The following is an 18711-nucleotide window of genomic DNA, read 5'->3' as shown; positions in this document are numbered from 1 at the left end:
TAATTAGCGATATTGATTAACAAAATAAAAAACTACTGAGTTCATCACTCAGTAGTTTTTTTTATCACTTCTTAGACAATTGCATGATTACCATGTTCACGCACATATTCTGTTAATTGTTCAATTGAAATAAATGGTAATTGAAAGTCAGCGGCAAATTGACGCAAATCTTGTTCACGTGCCATATGACCATCCTCAAGCAAAATTTCACAAATTGCACCAACTTCAGGCTCCCCTGCTAAACGTGCTAAATCAATCGCCGCTTCAGTATGGCCATCACGCGCCATGACACCCCCATCTTCACCAACCAATGGAAAACTATGACCAGGATGTACAAAGTCAGTCACCTTGGCATTTGGATTGGCTAAATGTTGTAATGTTGCTGAGCGATCAAAAGCCGATACACCAGTTGTGACACCAGTTGCTTCATGACTACCATCAATCGAGACGGTAAAACGAGTACCATTTACTTCAGTATTATTTGCAACCATTTGTGGCAGATCTAACCGATCCGCAATGGCTTGCGTAATTGGAGCACATAGTAATCCACGCGCGTGGGTTACCATGAAATTTACATTTTCAGGAGTCATCTTTGATCCAACACCAACCAAATCTCCTTCATTTTCACGGGTTTCATCATCAACAATAACGGCCAGCCCACCTTGGGCCATGTAACGGACTGCTTCTTCAATTGAAGTATTCATGAAATCTTTTGCTCCTTAAAATATAATAAAACGACAGTAACAGAATATTTTTCAATAGGTATCCACCAAACATCTACGGTGGCATCCCCATTGTTGACATCAACACATGTGGTTTAGAACAAGCCACTAATCGTACCATCCTTATCAATAGTAATTTCATCAGCCGCTGGATGCTTTGGTAATCCAGGCATTGTCAAAATTGATCCAGTCATCGCAACTAAGAAGCCAGCCCCTAATTTTGGAACAAACTCACGGACATGAATCGTAAAGTTCTTTGGTGCCCCTAATTTCTTGGCGTCATCCGAAAGCGAATACTGGGTTTTAGCCATGATAATGGGCAACTTATCCCAACCATACTTAGCAAAGCGTTTTAATTGGCGTTGTGCCTTATCCGATAATTCAACATTTTCAGCACCATAGATTGTTTGTGCAATTTTATTTAATTTTTCAAGCGCCGCGTCTTCTGGAGCATATAACGCTTTAAATGCAGCGGGTCTTTCTGTTGCTTCAATGACGCCCTGAGCCAAATCGGTTGCCCCCGCTCCACCTTGTCCCCATACATCAGAAACATAAGCAGGCACATCAAACTTAGCCGTGTAAGCTTGAATAGCAGACAATTCTTCTGGTGCATCATTCGTAAACTGATTAATTGCGACTACAACAGGTACGCCATAACGCTGCATACTCTGTAAATGTTGCCCCAAATTAGCTAAACCATTTTCTAGTGCTGCTAAATTGGTTTGTGTTAATTCTGTTTTAGCCAAACCGCCATGCATTTTAAGCGCACGCACCGTGGCAACAATGACAATTGTGTCTGGTGCTTTACCTAGCAAGGGAACTTTAAAATCTAAAAACTTTTCACCACCTAGATCAGCGCCAAAACCAGCTTCAGTTACAGTATAGTTTGCCAAGCGCAATGCCGTCTTTGTCGCTTGAATTGAATTTGTTCCTTGTGCAATATTGGCAAATGGTCCGCCGTGAATCAAGGTTGGGGTGTGCGCCAATGTCTGCACAAGATTCGGATGAATCGCATCCTTTAGTAAAGTTGTTAATGCACCGGCAACACCTAAATCACCAACCGTTACAGGCTCTCGTTCATAAGTATCCGCAATAACAATTTTTTCAATTCTTTGCTTCATATCCATCAAGTCATTTGACAAGGTTAAAATTGCCATTAACTCTGAAGCCACGATAATGTCAAAGCCATCTTCACGTGGCACACCACTTGTCGGACTGCCTAACCCAATTGTTGTATGCCGCAAAGCACGATCATTTACGTCTAATGCACGCTTCCATAACACACGTCTAGGATCAATATTTAACGGATTCCCCTGATAAATACTGTTATCAATTAACGCTGCTAAAGTATTGTGGGCACTCGTTAACGCATGAAAGTCACCCGTAAAATGTAAATTAATATCAGCCATTGGCACAACTTGTGAATAACCACCACCAGTGGCGCCACCTTTCATCCCCATTACGGGTCCCAGGGAAGGCTCTCGCAAGGCAATCATCGTTTTTGGATCAATTTTAGATAATGCATCCCCTAATCCGACCGTGACAGTTGACTTACCTTCACCAGCAGGTGTTGGATTAATCGACGTGACTAAAATTAACTTTCCTAAAGTATCACTGTCATGTTCTGAGCCTAAAGATAACTTAGCTTTATCCCAACCATAAGGAGCCCATTCTTCCTTAGTTAAACCAATCTTTTCAGCAATTTTTTCAATGGGCCATACTTCAGCTGCCTGAGCAATTTCAATATCATTTAGCACGTGTTTATTCTCCCTCTAACTGTTCAGCTTCAACCGCTTGATAACCAATGTCATGTCGATAAACCAGATGCGTTTTTTCTGCATCTAATGCTTGATATAAGTCCTTTTGGGCCAATGCCATCGTTGGACGGTGTAACACAGCAGTTGCGACACGACCACCGTGACTTACAAGTTGTCCTGATATATTTTTAACACCAGCATAATCAAGCGCAATATCAGTTCCTAAATTAGTCGGTACCACTGTGCCATGCTCTGGCTGGATTGGATAGCCTGGTGCAGCCAAAGTCACACCAAGATAAACATCTTCTGTCTGCCAAGACATTTCAGTCGGCACGCCCGCAAGCAAATCTTGCAAAGTTTTAAAAAGGTCACTTTTCAGTTGCGGTAGCACAACCTGTGCTTCTGGATCACCAAAACGAACATTGTATTCAATCACTTTTGGCCCTGCTGGTGTCAACATGACGCCAGTATATAAAATACCTTGAAAAGGATGCCCTTCTACCTGCATCGCATCTAATACTGGTTGCACTAATGTATTGATGGCTTGTTGCACAATCGCATCATCCAACCAACGGACGGGACTGTAGGCCCCCATACCACCTGTGTTTGGCCCTTTATCTTGGTCAAGCAAACGTTTATGATCTTGCGCCGTTGGTGTGTGTAAAACCTGATTTTTTCCAACAAATGAAAAGATTGAAAATTCAGGCCCTTCCATAAATTCTTCAATGACCAAAGTTGCAGTGGGTTCCTGCTCATAAATCGCTCGGACTGCTTCGAGTGCTTCAGCTTGGTTTTCATAGATACTAACGCCTTTTCCGAGGGCGAGTCCATCTAATTTCACGACCACTGGATATGGATGCGCCTTCAAAACGTCAATAGCTGGTGTTAATGAGTCAACCGTCGTTGCACTTGCAGTTGGAATCTGATATCGCTCTAAAATATCCTTACTAAATGACTTTGACCCTTCTAATTGAGCAGCCGCTTGGGTTGGACCAAAGATGTTTAAGCCTTCAGCTTCAAACTGATCGACAATCCCTTGCATTAGCAAATTTTCAGCCCCAACTAAGGTTAAATCGATGTCCTTTTCCTTAGCAAAATCAATCAAATCTGCAATATCTGTTAAATTAACCGTTTCAAAACCTGCCGCACGCATTCCATCGTTCCCAGGTGCAATAAAAATCTCATCAACCGTTTGACTAAATGTTTGCGCAAAAATAAATTCACGGGCACCTGACCCAATAATTAACACTGACGCCATTTGCAGCTCCTATCTTAATGCTTGAAGTGACGGTTACCAGAAAATACTAAGATAATGCCTAATTCATCGGCCTTGTCAATTGATGCTTGGTCTTTAATTGAACCACCAGGCTCAACAATCGCTTTAATGCCATGATCCGCTGCATATTGAACTGAATCGGCCATTGGGAAAAAGGCATCAGAAGCTAATACAGCTTCTTCAAAGCCAGCCTTATTTGAAGCATGGTCCACAGCCAACTTCACTGAATCAATTCGATTTGGTTGCCCAGCTCCCACACCTAAGGTTTGATTATGTGTGGCCACAACGATGGCATTTGACTTCACATGCTTAACCACTGTTTGCGCAAATTCTAATGTCGCCAATTGTGCTTCAGTTGGTTGTGCTTTTGAAACAACTTCATAGTTTTCACGTTGCTCAGGCAAAAGATCACGATGTTGCATAACAGTTCCACCTAAGATTGATGTTAATTCAACTGCTTGTGGCACATCATTTGTAAATGGTAGCGTTAGCAAACGTAAATTCTTCTTTTTAGCCAATTCAGCGTAAGCATCATCGGTAAAGCTTGGCGCAATAATAATTTCCAAGAAAATTTTATGCATTTTTTCAGCAGTTGCTAAGTCAACTTCACGATTCAAAGCCACAATGCCACCAAAAATTGACACATCATCAGCTGCAAAAGCACGATCCCAAGCTTGCTCAATTGAATCACCTTGACCAATTCCAGCTGGGTTCATATGTTTAACCGTCACAACCGTTGGTGCTGAGAAGTCAGCGATAATTCGCAAAGCGGCATCCGCATCACGAATATTGTTATAAGAAAGCTTCTTACCATGCAAAATGTTCGCGCTCAAAACTGAATAATCAGTTGGCAAAGCATCACGGTATGCTGCTGCGTCTTGATGTGCGTTTTCACCGTAACGGAGATTATCGACCAATTCATATGTTTCTGTTTTCTGTGTGGTGAAATCGGTATCTGACAAATAATCGGCAATCAATGCGTCATAAGCCGCTGTATGCCGGAACACTTTGGCTGCCAAAGCATGCCGGAAAGTATCGTCCACATCGTTAGCTTGCAAACGCGCAATCACGTCGGCATAATCAGCTGGATCTACAATTGGTAGCACATCCTGGGCATTTTTCGCAGCGGAACGAAGCATTGAAGGACCACCAATATCAATATTCTCGATAGCTTGCGCACGTGTCACATCAGCTTGTTGAATCGTATGCTTAAAGGGATACAAATTAACGACAACCATATCAATGGGCGTAATGTCCAACTCATCCAATGTCGCCATATGTTCAGGTAAATCACGACGTGCCAATAGGCCAGCGTGGACACGCGGATGTAAAGTCTTTACACGACCGTCTAGAATTTCTGGAAAGCCTGTTACATCATCAATTGCAATTGCTTGAATCCCAGCGTCAACAAGGGACCGGAGCGTACCACCAGTCGAAACAATTTCATAACCTAATTCCGTCAATGCTTGGGCAAAAGGAACCAAACCTTGCTTATCTGAAACGCTCATCAATGCTCGTGCCATTAGTTAAATACCTCATCTTTCAATAGTTGTGCTAAAACAGTTGGATATAAATGATGTTCGACGTCATGAATTTTTTCTTCTAAACTCGCTAGGGTCTCATCCGCTTCCAGGCGAACAGTCGCTTGATCAATAATCTTGCCACTATCCATTTCTTCATCGACATAGTGGACTGTCACACCCGTTATTTTCACGCCATAATCAAAAGCGTCTTTAATGCCATGAATCCCTGGAAAACTAGGTAATAATGCTGGATGGATATTAATAATCTTTTGTGGAAAGGCCTCTAATAAGCGGTTCGTAATCAATCGCATAAAGCCAGCCATCAGCACGCCTTGTACGCCTGCTGCTTGCAATTGTTCTATAATAGGTGCCTCTGCGGCTTCACGATTTTCAGCTTGTTTATAATCAACAAATAAAACCGGAATGTGATGCGCGTTAGCAATATTGATGGCACCGATATCTTGCTTATCGACTACTAAATAGACAATTTGACAGGGTAATTGCTGTACTGCAATCGCATCCAGTATAGCCGCAAAATTCGTACCATTCCCAGAAGCAAACACTGCTAATTTAATGTCATTGGCCATGGAGCTGTTCCTTTCCAAACAATTGATTCTGCTTCGCGTGGTTGCAAATTACCAATCAAATAAGCTGGTTGGTTCTGTGTTGCAAAATGTTGCAAAACGTCATCAGCTGCATCAGAACTTACAACCAAAACCATTCCCAAGCCATTATTAAAAGTCAGCAACATATCATTTAATGTTAAGTTGGCTTTATTTTGTAATAAGTCAAAAATTGGTAAGATGGGCCAACTATCCCATTCAACAACGGCAGTCAGCTCAGGCCCAAATGCCCGTGGTAAGTTTTCGATAATGCCACCACCAGTAATATGTGCCATGCTATGCAACCCAGGCTGGTTCAACAATGGTTCGACGATAGGCTGATAAAGGCGCGTTGGTTCTAGTAGCGTTGCTTGCAATGACTCTGGTAAAGCCTGCCAGTCGGCCGCGGTTTCTAAACCAAGGACTTGACGGACTAATGAGTAGCCATTTGAATGCAATCCACTTGATGGCAGACCAATCAAAACATCCCCCGCTTGTGCCTTTTCGGCTGAAAGCAATTGTTCACGTTCAACAACACCAACGCCAAAACTAGCTAAGTCATAATGATTGTCAGCATACATGCCGGGTAATTCAGCCGATTCTCCACCAATTAAAGCGGCGCCAATTGTTTTCGTTGCTTTGGCAACCCCTTGCACCAGCGTTGCTACCACTTCTGGGCGCATTTTATCGACCGCTAAATAATCAAGCATGAATAAAGGCTTGGCCCCTTGTGCTAAGACATCATTCATCACCATGGCCACTAAGTCTTGGCCGATGGTATCGTACTTTTGTGCTGCAATGGTCAGCAATAATTTGGTGCCAACACCATCAGTACCACTAATCAAAACTGGGTCCTGATAACCTTGGCCCAAAGCAAAGGCAGAACCGAAACTCCCTAAAGGTGTCAATACTTGATCGTTATAGGTTGCTTCAACAGCTGTTTGCATTTTTTCAACACTTGCTTTACCGGCTTCAACACTGACACCGGATGCAGCATATGCACTTTCTTCTGTCATATCGGTTGCTCCTATCTTTCTTGGCTTAAGGTTCTGGGTCAAAAGTAACAATATTTGCGGCGGCTAATTCAGCCAATGAATCTTGATAATCATAGACTGGAGATGGATAGTGCCCATCAAAGTAGGCTGTCGTTAACCCATTCCCAGCTCCTTGATAAGGTAAATCAATACTTGTCACTAACCCTTCAACTGATAAAAACTCCAGTGAATCAGCTCCGATAATGTCGCACATTTCATCCTTTGAATAGTGCGCCGCCATCAATTCATCAGTTGTTTGCATGTCCACACCGTAAAATGATGGGTACTTGAATGCGGGTGACGCGATTCTTACATGCACCTCACTTGCCCCAGCATCACGTAACATTTTAATAATATATTTTGATGTGGTGCCTCGAACAATTGAATCATCAACTAAGATGACCCGTTGCCCAGCGACGATGGCTGGTACTGCGCTCAATTTCATGCGTACAGCCCGCTCACGCCGTTCTTGAGTTGGTTCGATAAAACTCCGTGCAATATACTGATTTTTTACCAAGCCCATTTCATTTGGTAATTGCGCTTTTTCAGCATAGCCCATGGCTGCAGACAATGAAGAATTTGGCACACCAACAACCATATCTGCATCAACTGGTTGTTCAGTGGCAATTGCTTCCCCCATTCGTTTACGTGCACGATGAACATTGACACCATAAATATTAGAATCAGGGCGGGCAAAGTAAACATATTCCATCGCATCAATATTAAGGGTCGTTTGTTCCGTGTACTTTGATAGATGCATACCTGCATTGTCAAAGCGAATCAGTTCACCCGGTTGCACATCTTGTAAAAATTCAGCCCGCACTGTTTCTAAAGCAGCGGTTTCACTTGCCACCACATAGCCACCAGCTTCAGGCAAGCGACCAATCACAAAAGGACGGAATCCATGTGGATCTAATGCTGCATACATGGCATTGGGAGTCAAAAGGATAAAAGCAAAACCACCACGCAAACGTAGCAAAGCTTCTTTGAGTTTTTCGTCAAAAGTTGGCGCTTTTGATCGACGAATCAAATGCAATAAAATTTCGGTATCTGATGATGATTGAAAGATTGCACCCTCATCTTCTAATTCTTGCTTGAGCGTTTGTGCATTCGTAATATTTCCGTTATGAGCCAAAGCAATTTGCATGTCTGAAAAATTCACCATAAATGGTTGAATGTTCTCAATCCCATGATTACCGGCTGTCGCATAGCGGACATGCCCAATTGCAGCTTCACCTGTTAAATTAAGCATACGGCGCGGATCGCTAAACACTTCACTCAACAAACCCAAGCCACGTTCTTGCCACAAACGACCATCTGCTTGTTTAGCAACAATTCCAGCCCCTTCTTGTCCACGGTGTTGCAAGGCATGTAAACCATAAAAAGTTAATTCGGCTGCTTTTTGATCATTCCAAATCCCGAAAATACCGCATTCTTCATTCAATGATTTTTCATTTTCTACTGTAGTTGTTGGCATAAGCTATCCTTATATACACTTTCCAAAGTTGCGACTGGTGCGTCAATCTGGCCATTCGTTGCAATTAATTTAAACTGTCCATCATTCGTGATGTCACCCAACTTAACGGCATCCGTGCTCATGAGCTTTTCAAAATCCGCTTGTTGCTCTGGCTTAACAGTCACCACAAATTGTGTTGGTGCTTCAGCAAACACCCATTCAATTGGCGCATCAACATTAACAGTGGCACCAAACGTTGTTCCAAAGAGCACTTCTGACAATGCCACTGCCAAACCACCTTCAGCAATGTCATGACTACTTGCGACTAATTGTTGTTGGGCCGCCTGCAATACTTTTTGTTGCACGCCTTGCGCGTAATCAACATCAATTGGCAACAAATCACCTGAAATAGCACCGATTTGCATGTGTTGCAACTCACTTCCATTAAACTGGCCTTGTAATTGACCAACTAAGTAAATTGCATCCTGCGCTGATTTTGCCTTAATTGTCGTAATATGATCAGTTTGTGTATGAAGTCCAACCATACCAACCATTGGTGTTGGATAAATGGCAGTGCCATCTGTTTCGTTGTTAAGCGACACATTTCCAGAAATGACCGGTGTATTAATTTTTTGCGCCACTTCATTAATGCCTGCAACAGATTGGGCCAATTCAAAATAAATTTCAGGATCATCTGGATTTCCAAAATTCAAACAATCCGTAATACCAATTGGCTCTGCCCCTGTTGCAATAATATTTTGTGCGGCTTCTAGCATCGCCCACTGTCCACCAATATAGGGATTTAAGTACGTATAACGACTATTAATATCAGTTGTCATCGCCAAAGCCTTTTGCGTTCCGCGAACACGAATAACTGCCGCATCCCCACCTGGTTTGACAACTGTATCTGTACGTACACTACTATCAAAGTGACGGTATAAACTTGCCTTAGAAGCAATCGTTGGCTGTGCTAATAGTTGCGTCAAAACTTGCGTTGGTTGACTAACATCCGGTTGATATTGCTCAGTTGTCGCCTGTTCAAGCCGTGCTGGCTTCACCTGCGGTAAATTCACTTTGGGAGCTGAAGTCAAAAAGTCGACTGGTACATCTGCCACTATTTCATCATTAAATCGTAATTGATAATCCAATCCAGCCACAACTTCACCAATCACAACAGCATTCAAATCAGCTTCGTTAAAGACTTGTTGGACTTGCGCTTCATGGCCCTTTTTTACAATCAAAATCATGCGTTCTTGTGATTCTGATAACATCAATTCATATGGCGTCATGTGTGCTTCACGTTGAGGAACTTGATTTAAGTCTAATGTCATCCCCATCCCAGCTTTATCCGCCATTTCGGCTGTTGAAGATACTAAGCCAGCCGCACCCATGTCCTGAACTCCAATGATGCTGTCCCCAAATTCGCGAATCGCACGAATCGTTGCATCCATCACTAATTTCTCCATAAATGGATCACCAACTTGTACCGCTGAACGATTTTGATCTTCATTCGAATCAAATTCAACCGATGCAAAAGTGGCACCATGGATACCATCACGGCCGGTTGTTGCGCCGACATACAAAACTGAATTTCCGGCACCTTCAGCTTTTCCGACATGTAAATGCTTTTGATCAAGTAAACCAACAGCCATAACATTAACCAATGGATTATGTTGGTACGTTGCATCAAAATTCATCGCACCACCAACGGTCGGAATACCAATTGCATTCCCGTATCCCGCAATTCCAGCCACGACGCCATCCACCAAACGTTGCGTTTGTTTCGACTGAATATCACCAAATTGCAAACTGTCTAAAACGGCAATTGGTTGGGCACCCATTGAAAAAATATCACGTAAAATACCACCGACGCCTGTCGCGGCACCCTCATAGGGTTCCACCGCTGACGGATGATTATGCGATTCAGCTTTAAACACGACAGCTTGATCATCGCCAATGTCTAATATGCCAGCCCCTTCACCAGGTCCTTGCAACACCCGTTCATTTTTCGACCAAAAAGTACGCAAGACTGGCTTTGATTTTTTATATGAACAGTGTTCTGACCACATGGCAGAAAACAAACCTGTTTCCGTATAATTGGGGAGCCGGTCCAATTTTTCAACAATCAAATCATACTCCGCTGGCGTTAAGCCCCACTGTTCGTATAATTGTGTTGTTTGAATATCGGCTGGTGTTGGTTCATTTACCATTGGATTTGCAACATTTTCTCGCATATTAGTTCACTCCTTGCGCTGCAACAGTCGCTAAAATACTTTTGAAAAAATTCTGTCCATCCGTATTACCAAGCAATGTTTCAACTGCTCGTTCTGGATGTGGCATCATGCCCAATACATTACCTTGCTCATTTGTAATACCAGCGATTCTATTTTCTGAACCATTTAGGTTTTCAGCATACTTAAAGACAATTTGATTTTGGTCTTCTAAGCGTTGCAAAGTTTCAGCATCGGCATAATAGCGTCCATCCGCATGCGCCACTGGTACTAAAATTTGCTCTGCCGTATACGCATTTGTAAAGGCTGAAGTCTTTTGATTAATCACAAGCTCTGTTTCATCACAAATGAAACCAGGCACTTCATTCATCATTAACTGACCTGGTAATAAGCCACTTTCCGTCAATATTTGAAAGCCATTACAAATACCCACAACGATTTTTCCTTGCGCAGCAGCTGTTTGCACAGCCGCCATAATGGGTGAAAAGCGGGCAATAGCGCCTGTACGTAAGTAATCACCATATGAAAATCCGCCCGGTAAGAAAATCGCATCATATTCATCTAAACTGGCGTCACTTTGCGCTGAAATGAATTCAGGCGCTAAACCTAAATCCTTTAACGCATAATACATATCTTCATCACAGTTAGAACCTGGAAAACGAACCACCACCGACTTCATGCTTATCCCTCAACTTCCTCGACTGTATAGTCATATGTCTCAGTGTTTTGATTAATTAATAAAGCTTCTGCCATTGATTCAATTAACTGTTTGGCATCTTCTAAATCACTTGCCGTTAATTTAACCTCAAAATATTTTCCTTGGACAACTTGTTCAACTGTTTCATAATCCAAACGATGCAAAGCTGACTTGATTACTTCCCCTTGTGGGTCCAATACAGATGGCTTATAGGTTACTTTAATCTTAGCTAAATACATAAGTTATGCTCCTAATTTTGCTTGTAGTCGTTGTAAGACTTGGGCGTATCCAATTGTTAAATCACCTGAATTTTGTCGAAAAATATCTTTATCCAGGGATGCACCAGTTGATTGATCAACCAGTCGCATATTATCGGGTGAGAGTTCATCCCCTAAAATGACCTGACCAGCATCAGTTCGACCAAATTCCAATTTAAAGTCGACTAATGTAATATCAATTTCATCAAATAGGGCTTTCAAGTGTTGATTGATTTGATGTGCCACCGTTTGAATTTGAACCAATGTTTCCGTATCAGCTAATCGTAAGGCCAATATTTGTGATTCATTCATAAATGGATCATCTAATGCATCTGACTTAAAATAGAATTCCAAAACATTGGGTTCGAGTACCTGCATATTTTCAACACCAAATCGTGAAACAAAATGACCTGATGCATAGTTACGAATGACAACTTCTAATGGCAACATTTCTAATCGCTGAACTAAACTTTCAGTTTTACTAAGGCGTTGTACAAAGTGGGTTGCAATACCTGCTTGATTCAAAAATTCAAATAACAGTTGGCTAATTTGGTTTGTATATGCAGCTTTTTCGGGAATTTCTGCTTTACGTTTACCGTTTAATGCGGTGGCTTGATTCAAATGCTGGACCCATAATAATTCAGGATCATTCGTTGCATATAAACGCTTGGCTTTACCAGTTGTAATCACATCACCTTGTTCAATCGCCATGATTTTCCATCTCCCATTCTTTCAATGCTTGAATATCCGTATCTCCAACAACTGTAATATGGCCCATTTTACGCAATGGCTTAATTTCAGCTTTACTGTAATCATGGAAATGCCACTCAGGATGCGTAACTAAGTCATTTCTTGCTCGTGTCAACTTGTCACCTAATAAATTCAACATCATGGCTGGCGCTTGTAACTGAATTTCAGGAATCGGCAAACCAACAATACTTCGAATATGCCCTTCAAATTGTGAAATATTCGTGCCCTCTATTGTGAGATGTCCTGAATTATGCGGGCGTGGTGCTAATTCATTAATATAAATATCATTACCTTGTACAAACATTTCAATTCCCAAGACACCTTTTAAGCCAAACGCTGTTGCAATTGTTTTTGCAATGTCCTGAACTTTTTGGAGTTGTTTTTGATTTGGATTCGTTTGCGCGATAGACGTTCGTAAAATATGCGAATGATGCTCATTTTGCGTCATTGGCCAAATCCTAATATCATCATTGCCATCCGTAGTTACCATGACACTGATTTCGAAATCAAAGGCGATTCGATGTTCCAGAATCAAAGTATCTTCAATTGAGTCATCCCAATGTGCAACTAATTCAGCAAGGGCATCACGATCAGGAATATCCCATTGTCCATGTCCGTCGTAACCGCCTTCAACAGTTTTCAAAATTGCTGGTAAACCAACCTGCTGAACTGCTGCATCCAAATCAATCACATTTTTAACTTCAGCAAAATTCGTGACCGGCAGGCCTAAATTTTTAATAAATGATTTTTCAGCTAAACGGTTTTTAGTAATAGCTAGGAGTTCTGTGCCTTGTGGTAACGGTGTTAGATTGCCTAAATCCTTTAAAGTCATCAAATCTACATTTTCAAATTCATAGGTTAAGACATCTACACGTTGCGCCAATACTCGTAAGGCCGCAGCATCATCATATGACGCAATAATTTGTTCATCTGCCACTTGTCCTGCTGGTGCATTCGGCGTTGGATCTAAAACAATCACGCGATACCCTAAGGGTTTAGCTGCCAGTGCTAACATTTGGCCCAACTGACCGCCACCAATGATGCCAATTGTTGCGGGTGGTAAAATCAGGTTATTCATGCAAATGAGCCTCACTTTCAATGACCGCTTGCGCCTGCTCATCTCGGAAACTACCAATTGCCTCGGCAACCGTTGCATTGGTTATACCAATCATTTGTGCTGCTAAATAACCAGCATTTTTAGCTCCTGCCGTACCAATTGCGACAGTCGCAACCGGAACACCACTTGGCATTTGTACAATACTTAATAATGAATCCAGTCCATTTAATGCCTTTGATTGAATTGGTACGCCAATAACAGGCAATGTCGTTGTGGCAGCAACCATTCCTGGTAAATGAGCAGCACCACCAGCTCCAGCAATAATGACCTCAAATTCGTTTGAACGTGCTTGTTTCGCAAACTCAATCATTTTTTCAGGGGTTCGATGTGCCGAAACAATATGAATTTCATATTCAATATTTAATGCATCAAGAACATTTGTCGTTTCTTGCATTGTTGGCCAGTCTGACTTAGATCCCATAATCACCGCTACCTTTGGCATATTAACCTCCAAGTTTTATGTACGTTTCTTCTATTCACATACATTTAAACACTTAATTCGTTAAATGTAAATATTTTAGCACTAAAATGATTAAAAACAATTATATAGTTCGTCTTTTAATCGTTTTTATAATGTTCATACTTCCAAATAAGGAAATAATCTATAAAATTCCAGTTGATATCAATTCTGACTTTCAAGACGACTGATTTTCTGATTGCTTCCAATGTTTAAACATTCAAAACAAATAAAAGTAACATCATTAATATGATTTACATCATGAACCATCAATATTCAGCGCCTTTTAACAATGATTAATCCATATTATTCTTAGATATTAAACATCTTTACATTGTAATAGATAGAAAATATATCCTTTCACTAAACAAACGTGTTATGCTTTTAAAAGTAAATTTTTAAAGAGGTAATCTATTATCATGCATTTAAATCATAATTTTGCCCCTAAAACTGGCATTCTTTTTATATTTCTTATCATCGTCGCAATCGGTATTGACTATGAAATCGGTAGTATCGGTTACGCTGGACTGACTCAGCACGAATACAGCACCTTGTTCAGCAGCCTCACCTTGCTTCTCATCTATATCATTCCTGGTTTGCTCGTATTTAATTGGTTAAGAAAACGCCTGGCTGTTGCTCAAATTTATTTATGGACTTCTTTCTTTGCAGGTGCTTTCTTTACTGGTTGGCTAGCTAGTATTTTTAATGATTTAGCTGCTCAAGGTTTCAAAACGCTCATTTCAAACCAAACTTTTGTGGAACAGTGGGAAGCAGCATTGACAGGTCCCGTTATTGAAGAGATTTTGAAAATCATCTGCGTTTTCTTGCTAATCTATCTTTTTAACGTATCTCGAATTCAGGTGGTCTTTGTTATCGGAATTATGGTTGGTTTTGGTTTTCAAGTAATCGAAGATATTTCATATGTGGTACTCACTGCTAGTACAAATATTCAAGAAATTATTCCTGACACATTTAATCGACTTTCTGGCGCTTTAGCTTCACATTGGGCATATACTGGCATCATTGCCGTCGGTTTATTTTCCTTAATTTCAAAACACCCAATTATTACTAAGAAAGTCGCATGGACCTGGACCCTATCGCCAGTATTGTTACATTTCATTTGGAACTCACCAATAAATGATATACAACTTGCAAACGATATTGCACCGGTAAGTGCCATTTTAACTGCCCTTACCTGTTTACTAATTATTCAAGTATTTCTCACCCTACAAGCTTCTATGAATGATTAAAAAAACCGAGCTCATCTTGTTAAAATAAACTCGGTTTTTAATATTTTAAAATCATATACAAAAAAGGTTCACTTTATATAAGTGAACCTTTCTTTACTTATTCACTTACATTTGAACCTCATTAATTGTAAATATAACCATTCAATGGCAAAAAATATATGGTTCGCTTTTTAAACATGTTCCTTGTTGGTTTATATCTTTTTTTACTGAAAATTCATCTCCACCTCATGATACGCGTTTATAATAAATACTACTATCGTAATGTGGTTGTTGGTCTTGTTTTTAAGGGATCTTGTACTTCGTCAGAATAAAAATAAATATAATCTCTAACTGGACGTTCACTACGTGATTCATCAAAACTAGGATTAATCATTTGTCCATTAACTACTGTCGAAGTGGATCCACCCCCATCCAAATTATACGCGAATCTCACATGCTTAATTTTGCTTAATTCATGCACCATTCCCCTATAGTTCAAACCTTTATTTCCATCAAATCTTCCAGAGACTGATAATATACCTAACGTACCATCATCAAGTTGATAAATAATTTGTCTTGGATGATGATCGGAAGCCACTTTCATATTTTTAGGTTTTGGTACTGGTTTCCCATTTTGTATTAACGGAAAGAAACCAGTTATCACTTCTTGATATTGTCCATTTTGAAATACAGTTGCATTCGGCTTAGATCCCAATGTCTTTCCATCATTGCCAATCGTCAAATAGGAACTACTAGCATCCCATTTACTGTGCGCAATGACTTTTCCATCATGCATATGTGTTCCCCACATCTGACCTGCATTGACATTAAAACGGGATGCATTTATTACGAGTTCTAAATTATGCCGTTTAGCAAAATGCGAAGGAGTTTCTAAATCAACTTTACCAGGGGATAAATTATCCTTTGAAAAGCCAACTCCCATTTTTGCATTTCTTATTTGAGTATTCCACATTCTTGACCCATTATCTGCAAAAATTGCATTCACATCATAATCCAATGGCTTATCTAAGGCACTTGTATTTTGTTCTGAAATGGATTTAGTATTAAAAAACTGAATTTCATGCATTGAAATTAATAGCAAACTAATTCCAAATGAAATGAAAAAAAGTAATATGAAATATTTTGTTTTTTTGTGAGTATAACTTTTTTCGGTATTATTCATAATGTACTCTTTCCCAAAAATCACCTAGTTCTTTTGATTCTAAAGGATTTATTTTTAAAAGACTATTTTTCTATTAATTTATTAATAAAACTGTATATGCTATAACAATTAAGATACACATAATTCATTTGTTAATTAGTTCTTCTTACAAATCCTAAATTCAGCAGCGCTAAACATTTAATTCATCATCCGCTGAAAATAATCTATTTTTCTCGACCCCAATATTTGATAATACTGATTCTAACACAATATTAATAGCATTAACTACAATCATTTTTTCAGCTCGATTATTCACGCCATTTTTTTGACATCTGTTAAGTTGGTCTCTTGAAACTTAATCATATTTTACTTTTCCTTATGCGGGTTGCATAGACTTTTATCATATCTGAACTTTTATTTAAATTTCGATGGCTTTTTAGCACTGCTAATCTTATTAGCTTTTACTTTCTGATAATCTATACATGCAGAAAGTGGATCTACAAACTCCATAATGTATAGATGTATCTGATAACTTTATTTTTTTAAATGAAATTAGTTAAATTTATTTTATATCACATACTATATTCTATGATGTGGATTAGAACTGAATTGGCTTAAACATATCAATTGGACTTTTAGTCTATACAAAAAAAGATTCACTTTATATAAGTGAACCTTTCTTTATACATTGGTCAGCTAATTAGTTCTTCTTACGACGTCCTAATCCAGCCAATCCGAGCATTCCAAGCATTGAAGCTCCAATTACTGAAAGCATTCCATTATCTTCGGCTCCAGTATTTGGCAATACTGACTTCTTAGCTGCTTCTAATGCATCGTTGATAGCCTTAACTGAAGTCATTCCTTCAATTTGACCCTTCAATTCAGCCTTTTGAGCATCAGTTAAGTTAGCCATACCATCAATCACTTTGTAAGCTGCATCCTTAGTACGTGCTAAGTTTTGTGCATCCAAAGCCTTAGCTTCTGCAAGAATTGCGTTAATTTCTGAAACTGACGTTGCTGCATCAATACGTGACAAGAAGTCTTGCTTTTGAGCATCAGTCAAGTTCTGTAATCCATTAATTTGATTCTTAGCTGCATCCTTAGCATCTTGCAAGTCATTTTGACCAGCTTGATTACGTGAATCATTTAAGTTTTGAGCTTCAATCGCAATGTTTTCAATTGCATCAAGACTATTAGCCCCATCTATTCGCTTAATAAAGTCACGCTTTTCAGCATCTGTCAAGTTTGGCAACTTGTTGATTGCATCCTTAGCACTATTCTTAGCATCTTGAAGATTATCAACAGCTTCTCCACCATTCTTAGAATCATTTAGATTCTTAGCATCGTTAAGAATTTGTTCAACTTCTTCAACTGTCTTAGCGCCATCAATCTTGTTAATCAAATCTTGCTTTTCAGCATCTGTCAAGTTCGGCAACTTGTTGATTGCATCCTTGGCATTCTTCTTGGCGTCATTTAGATTCTTAGCATCATTAAGAATTTGCTCAACTTCTTCAGCTGTCTTAGCATCATTAATCTTGTTAATCAAATCTTGCTTTTCAGCATCTGTCAAGTTTGGCAACTTGTTAATTGAATCCTTAGCATCCTTCTTGGCGTCATTTAGATTCTTAGCATCATTAATGATTTGGTCAACTTCTGCAGGTGTCTTGGCATCGTTAATCTTATCTTCGATATCCTTCTTATCCTGATCTGACAAGTCATTCAAGTCCTTTAGATCGTCCTTGGCATCCTTCTTGGCGTCATTTAGATCTTCAGCATCCTTGATGATTTGGTCAACTTCTTCAGGTGTCTTGGCATCGTTAATCTTATCTTCGATATCCTTCTTATCCTGATCTGACAAGTCATTCAAGTCCTTTAGATCGTCCTTGGCATCCTTCTTGGCGTCATTTAGATCTTGAGCATCCTTGATAATTTGGTCAATTTCTTCAGGTGTCTTGGCATCGTTAATCTTATCTTCAATGTCCTTCTTATCTTGATCTGACAAGTCAGGCATATTCTTATCAACGTTGTCCTTTGCTTCATCCTTAGCATCTGCTAATGGATCGTTAGCCTTGGCATCGTTCTTCTCTTGTGCGTCATCAACAGCCTTGTCAATTTCGTCTTGTGAAGTTGCGTTGTCAACAGCATCCTTAGCTGCATCCTTTTCAGCATCAGTCAAGTTTGGCATGTTGTCAATCTTGTCCTTTGCTTCATCCTTAGCATCTGCTAATGGATCGTTAGCCTTGGCATCGTTCTTCTCTTGTGCGTCATCAACAGCCTTGTCAATTTCGTCTTGTGAAGTTGCGTTGTCAACAGCATCCTTAGCTGCATCCTTTTCAGCATCAGTCAAGTTTGGCATGTTGTCAATCTTGTCCTTTGCTTCATCCTTAGCATCTGCTAATGGATCGTTAGCCTTGGCGTCGTTCTTCTCTTGTGCGTCATCG

The 18711-nt window shown here is 40.0% G+C and carries 16 protein-coding genes; 1 reads left to right on the top strand and 15 read right to left on the bottom strand.

Translation table 11 applies throughout. From position 1 onward, the window contains the following. Positions 1 to 71: 71 nt before the first annotated feature. The 13 genes from ribB to purE all read right to left on the bottom strand — a co-directional run bounded on the left by ribB (position 72) and on the right by purE (position 13864). On the bottom strand, positions 72 to 704 hold the full coding sequence (ribB, locus tag IV67_RS05170) for a 3,4-dihydroxy-2-butanone-4-phosphate synthase (RefSeq protein ID WP_057787800.1): 633 nt from the start codon (positions 702 to 704) through the stop codon (positions 72 to 74). Between the two features lie 113 nt (positions 705 to 817). Continuing rightward, on the bottom strand, positions 818 to 2479 hold the full coding sequence (locus IV67_RS05165) for a formate--tetrahydrofolate ligase (protein ID WP_057787798.1): 1662 nt from the start codon (positions 2477 to 2479) through the stop codon (positions 818 to 820). 4 nt (positions 2480 to 2483) lie between these two features. Next, a complete protein-coding gene (gene purD, locus IV67_RS05160) occupies positions 2484 to 3737 on the bottom strand; it encodes a phosphoribosylamine--glycine ligase (protein ID WP_057787796.1) in 1254 nt (417 codons plus the stop codon). 14 nt (positions 3738 to 3751) lie between these two features. Beyond that, positions 3752 to 5278: a bifunctional phosphoribosylaminoimidazolecarboxamide formyltransferase/IMP cyclohydrolase gene (purH, locus tag IV67_RS05155; protein ID WP_057787794.1), complete on the bottom strand. Its 1527-nt coding sequence runs from the start codon at positions 5276 to 5278 to the stop codon at positions 3752 to 3754. Beyond that, a complete protein-coding gene (gene purN, locus IV67_RS05150; protein ID WP_057787792.1) occupies positions 5278 to 5865 on the bottom strand; it encodes a phosphoribosylglycinamide formyltransferase in 588 nt (195 codons plus the stop codon). Before purN ends, purH begins: the two co-directional genes overlap by 1 nt. Continuing rightward, entirely contained in the window at positions 5844 to 6896 is a 1053-nt protein-coding gene (purM, locus tag IV67_RS05145; protein WP_083486680.1) for a phosphoribosylformylglycinamidine cyclo-ligase, read from the bottom strand. Before purM ends, purN begins: the two co-directional genes overlap by 22 nt. A 25-nt stretch (positions 6897 to 6921) precedes the next feature. Further along, positions 6922 to 8391, bottom strand: coding sequence for an amidophosphoribosyltransferase (gene purF / locus IV67_RS05140; protein ID WP_057787790.1), 1470 nt, complete (start codon positions 8389 to 8391; stop codon positions 6922 to 6924). Further along, a complete protein-coding gene (gene purL, locus IV67_RS05135) occupies positions 8373 to 10604 on the bottom strand; it encodes a phosphoribosylformylglycinamidine synthase subunit PurL (protein ID WP_083486679.1) in 2232 nt (743 codons plus the stop codon). The genes purF and purL overlap by 19 nt, the downstream gene beginning before the upstream one ends. A gap of 1 nt (position 10605) precedes the next feature. Beyond that, positions 10606 to 11280 carry a phosphoribosylformylglycinamidine synthase subunit PurQ gene (purQ, locus tag IV67_RS05130; protein ID WP_057787788.1) on the bottom strand — a complete coding sequence of 225 codons (675 nt, stop codon included), beginning with the start codon at positions 11278 to 11280 and terminating at the stop codon, positions 10606 to 10608. A gap of 2 nt (positions 11281 to 11282) precedes the next feature. After that, positions 11283 to 11537 (bottom strand): phosphoribosylformylglycinamidine synthase subunit PurS, encoded by a 255-nt coding sequence (gene purS / locus IV67_RS05125; RefSeq protein WP_057787785.1) that lies wholly within the window; start codon positions 11535 to 11537, stop codon positions 11283 to 11285. A gap of 3 nt (positions 11538 to 11540) precedes the next feature. After that, positions 11541 to 12266 carry a phosphoribosylaminoimidazolesuccinocarboxamide synthase gene (gene purC, locus IV67_RS05120; protein WP_057787784.1) on the bottom strand — a complete coding sequence of 242 codons (726 nt, stop codon included), beginning with the start codon at positions 12264 to 12266 and terminating at the stop codon, positions 11541 to 11543. Further along, complete coding sequence (gene purK / locus IV67_RS05115; RefSeq protein WP_057787782.1) at positions 12256 to 13383, bottom strand: 5-(carboxyamino)imidazole ribonucleotide synthase; 1128 nt, start codon at positions 13381 to 13383, stop codon at positions 12256 to 12258. The genes purC and purK overlap by 11 nt, the downstream gene beginning before the upstream one ends. Beyond that, positions 13376 to 13864, bottom strand: coding sequence for a 5-(carboxyamino)imidazole ribonucleotide mutase (gene purE, locus IV67_RS05110; protein WP_057787780.1), 489 nt, complete (start codon positions 13862 to 13864; stop codon positions 13376 to 13378). The genes purK and purE overlap by 8 nt, the downstream gene beginning before the upstream one ends. Positions 13865 to 14298: 434 nt before the next feature. On the opposite strand from purE, the gene IV67_RS05105 reads away from it, so the two are divergent. Then, positions 14299 to 15129, top strand: coding sequence for a PrsW family glutamic-type intramembrane protease (locus tag IV67_RS05105; protein ID WP_057787778.1), 831 nt, complete (start codon positions 14299 to 14301; stop codon positions 15127 to 15129). Positions 15130 to 15382: 253 nt separating this feature from the next. On the opposite strand, the gene IV67_RS05100 is transcribed toward IV67_RS05105, so the two are convergent. Then, positions 15383 to 16291 carry a phosphodiester glycosidase family protein gene (locus IV67_RS05100; RefSeq protein ID WP_057787775.1) on the bottom strand — a complete coding sequence of 303 codons (909 nt, stop codon included), beginning with the start codon at positions 16289 to 16291 and terminating at the stop codon, positions 15383 to 15385. A gap of 679 nt (positions 16292 to 16970) precedes the next feature. Continuing rightward, the coding region (locus tag IV67_RS05095; RefSeq protein WP_162261077.1) for a GA module-containing protein at positions 16971 to 18711 on the bottom strand (1741 nt) is incomplete at its 5' end.

The organism is Weissella minor, assembly GCF_001437425.1.
GTDB lineage: Bacteria > Bacillota > Bacilli > Lactobacillales > Lactobacillaceae > Weissella > Weissella minor.
Note: the sequence above shows the minus strand (reverse complement) of the source record. Positions and strands in the feature narration are given on the sequence as shown.

Bases quoted from the DNA above. Each gene is read 5' to 3' on its own strand.
- purK (WP_057787782.1), bottom strand. From the start codon at position 13,383: ATGAATAACCTGATTTTACCACCCGCAACAATTGGCATCATTGGTGGC.
- purF (WP_057787790.1), bottom strand. From the start codon at position 8,391: ATGCCAACAACTACAGTAGAAAATGAAAAATCATTGAATGAAGAATGC.
- ribB (WP_057787800.1), bottom strand. From the start codon at position 704: ATGAATACTTCAATTGAAGAAGCAGTCCGTTACATGGCCCAAGGTGGG.
- purM (WP_083486680.1), bottom strand. From the start codon at position 6,896: ATGACAGAAGAAAGTGCATATGCTGCATCCGGTGTCAGTGTTGAAGCC.
- purD (WP_057787796.1), bottom strand. From the start codon at position 3,737: ATGGCGTCAGTGTTAATTATTGGGTCAGGTGCCCGTGAATTTATTTTT.
- purL (WP_083486679.1), bottom strand. From the start codon at position 10,604: ATGCGAGAAAATGTTGCAAATCCAATGGTAAATGAACCAACACCAGCC.
- IV67_RS05100 (WP_057787775.1), bottom strand. From the start codon at position 16,291: ATGAATAATACCGAAAAAAGTTATACTCACAAAAAAACAAAATATTTC.
- purH (WP_057787794.1), bottom strand. From the start codon at position 5,278: ATGGCACGAGCATTGATGAGCGTTTCAGATAAGCAAGGTTTGGTTCCT.
- purC (WP_057787784.1), bottom strand. From the start codon at position 12,266: ATGGCGATTGAACAAGGTGATGTGATTACAACTGGTAAAGCCAAGCGT.
- purS (WP_057787785.1), bottom strand. From the start codon at position 11,537: ATGTATTTAGCTAAGATTAAAGTAACCTATAAGCCATCTGTATTGGAC.
- purN (WP_057787792.1), bottom strand. From the start codon at position 5,865: ATGGCCAATGACATTAAATTAGCAGTGTTTGCTTCTGGGAATGGTACG.
- purE (WP_057787780.1), bottom strand. From the start codon at position 13,864: ATGCCAAAGGTAGCGGTGATTATGGGATCTAAGTCAGACTGGCCAACA.
- purQ (WP_057787788.1), bottom strand. From the start codon at position 11,280: ATGAAGTCGGTGGTGGTTCGTTTTCCAGGTTCTAACTGTGATGAAGAT.
- IV67_RS05105 (WP_057787778.1), top strand. From the start codon at position 14,299: ATGCATTTAAATCATAATTTTGCCCCTAAAACTGGCATTCTTTTTATA.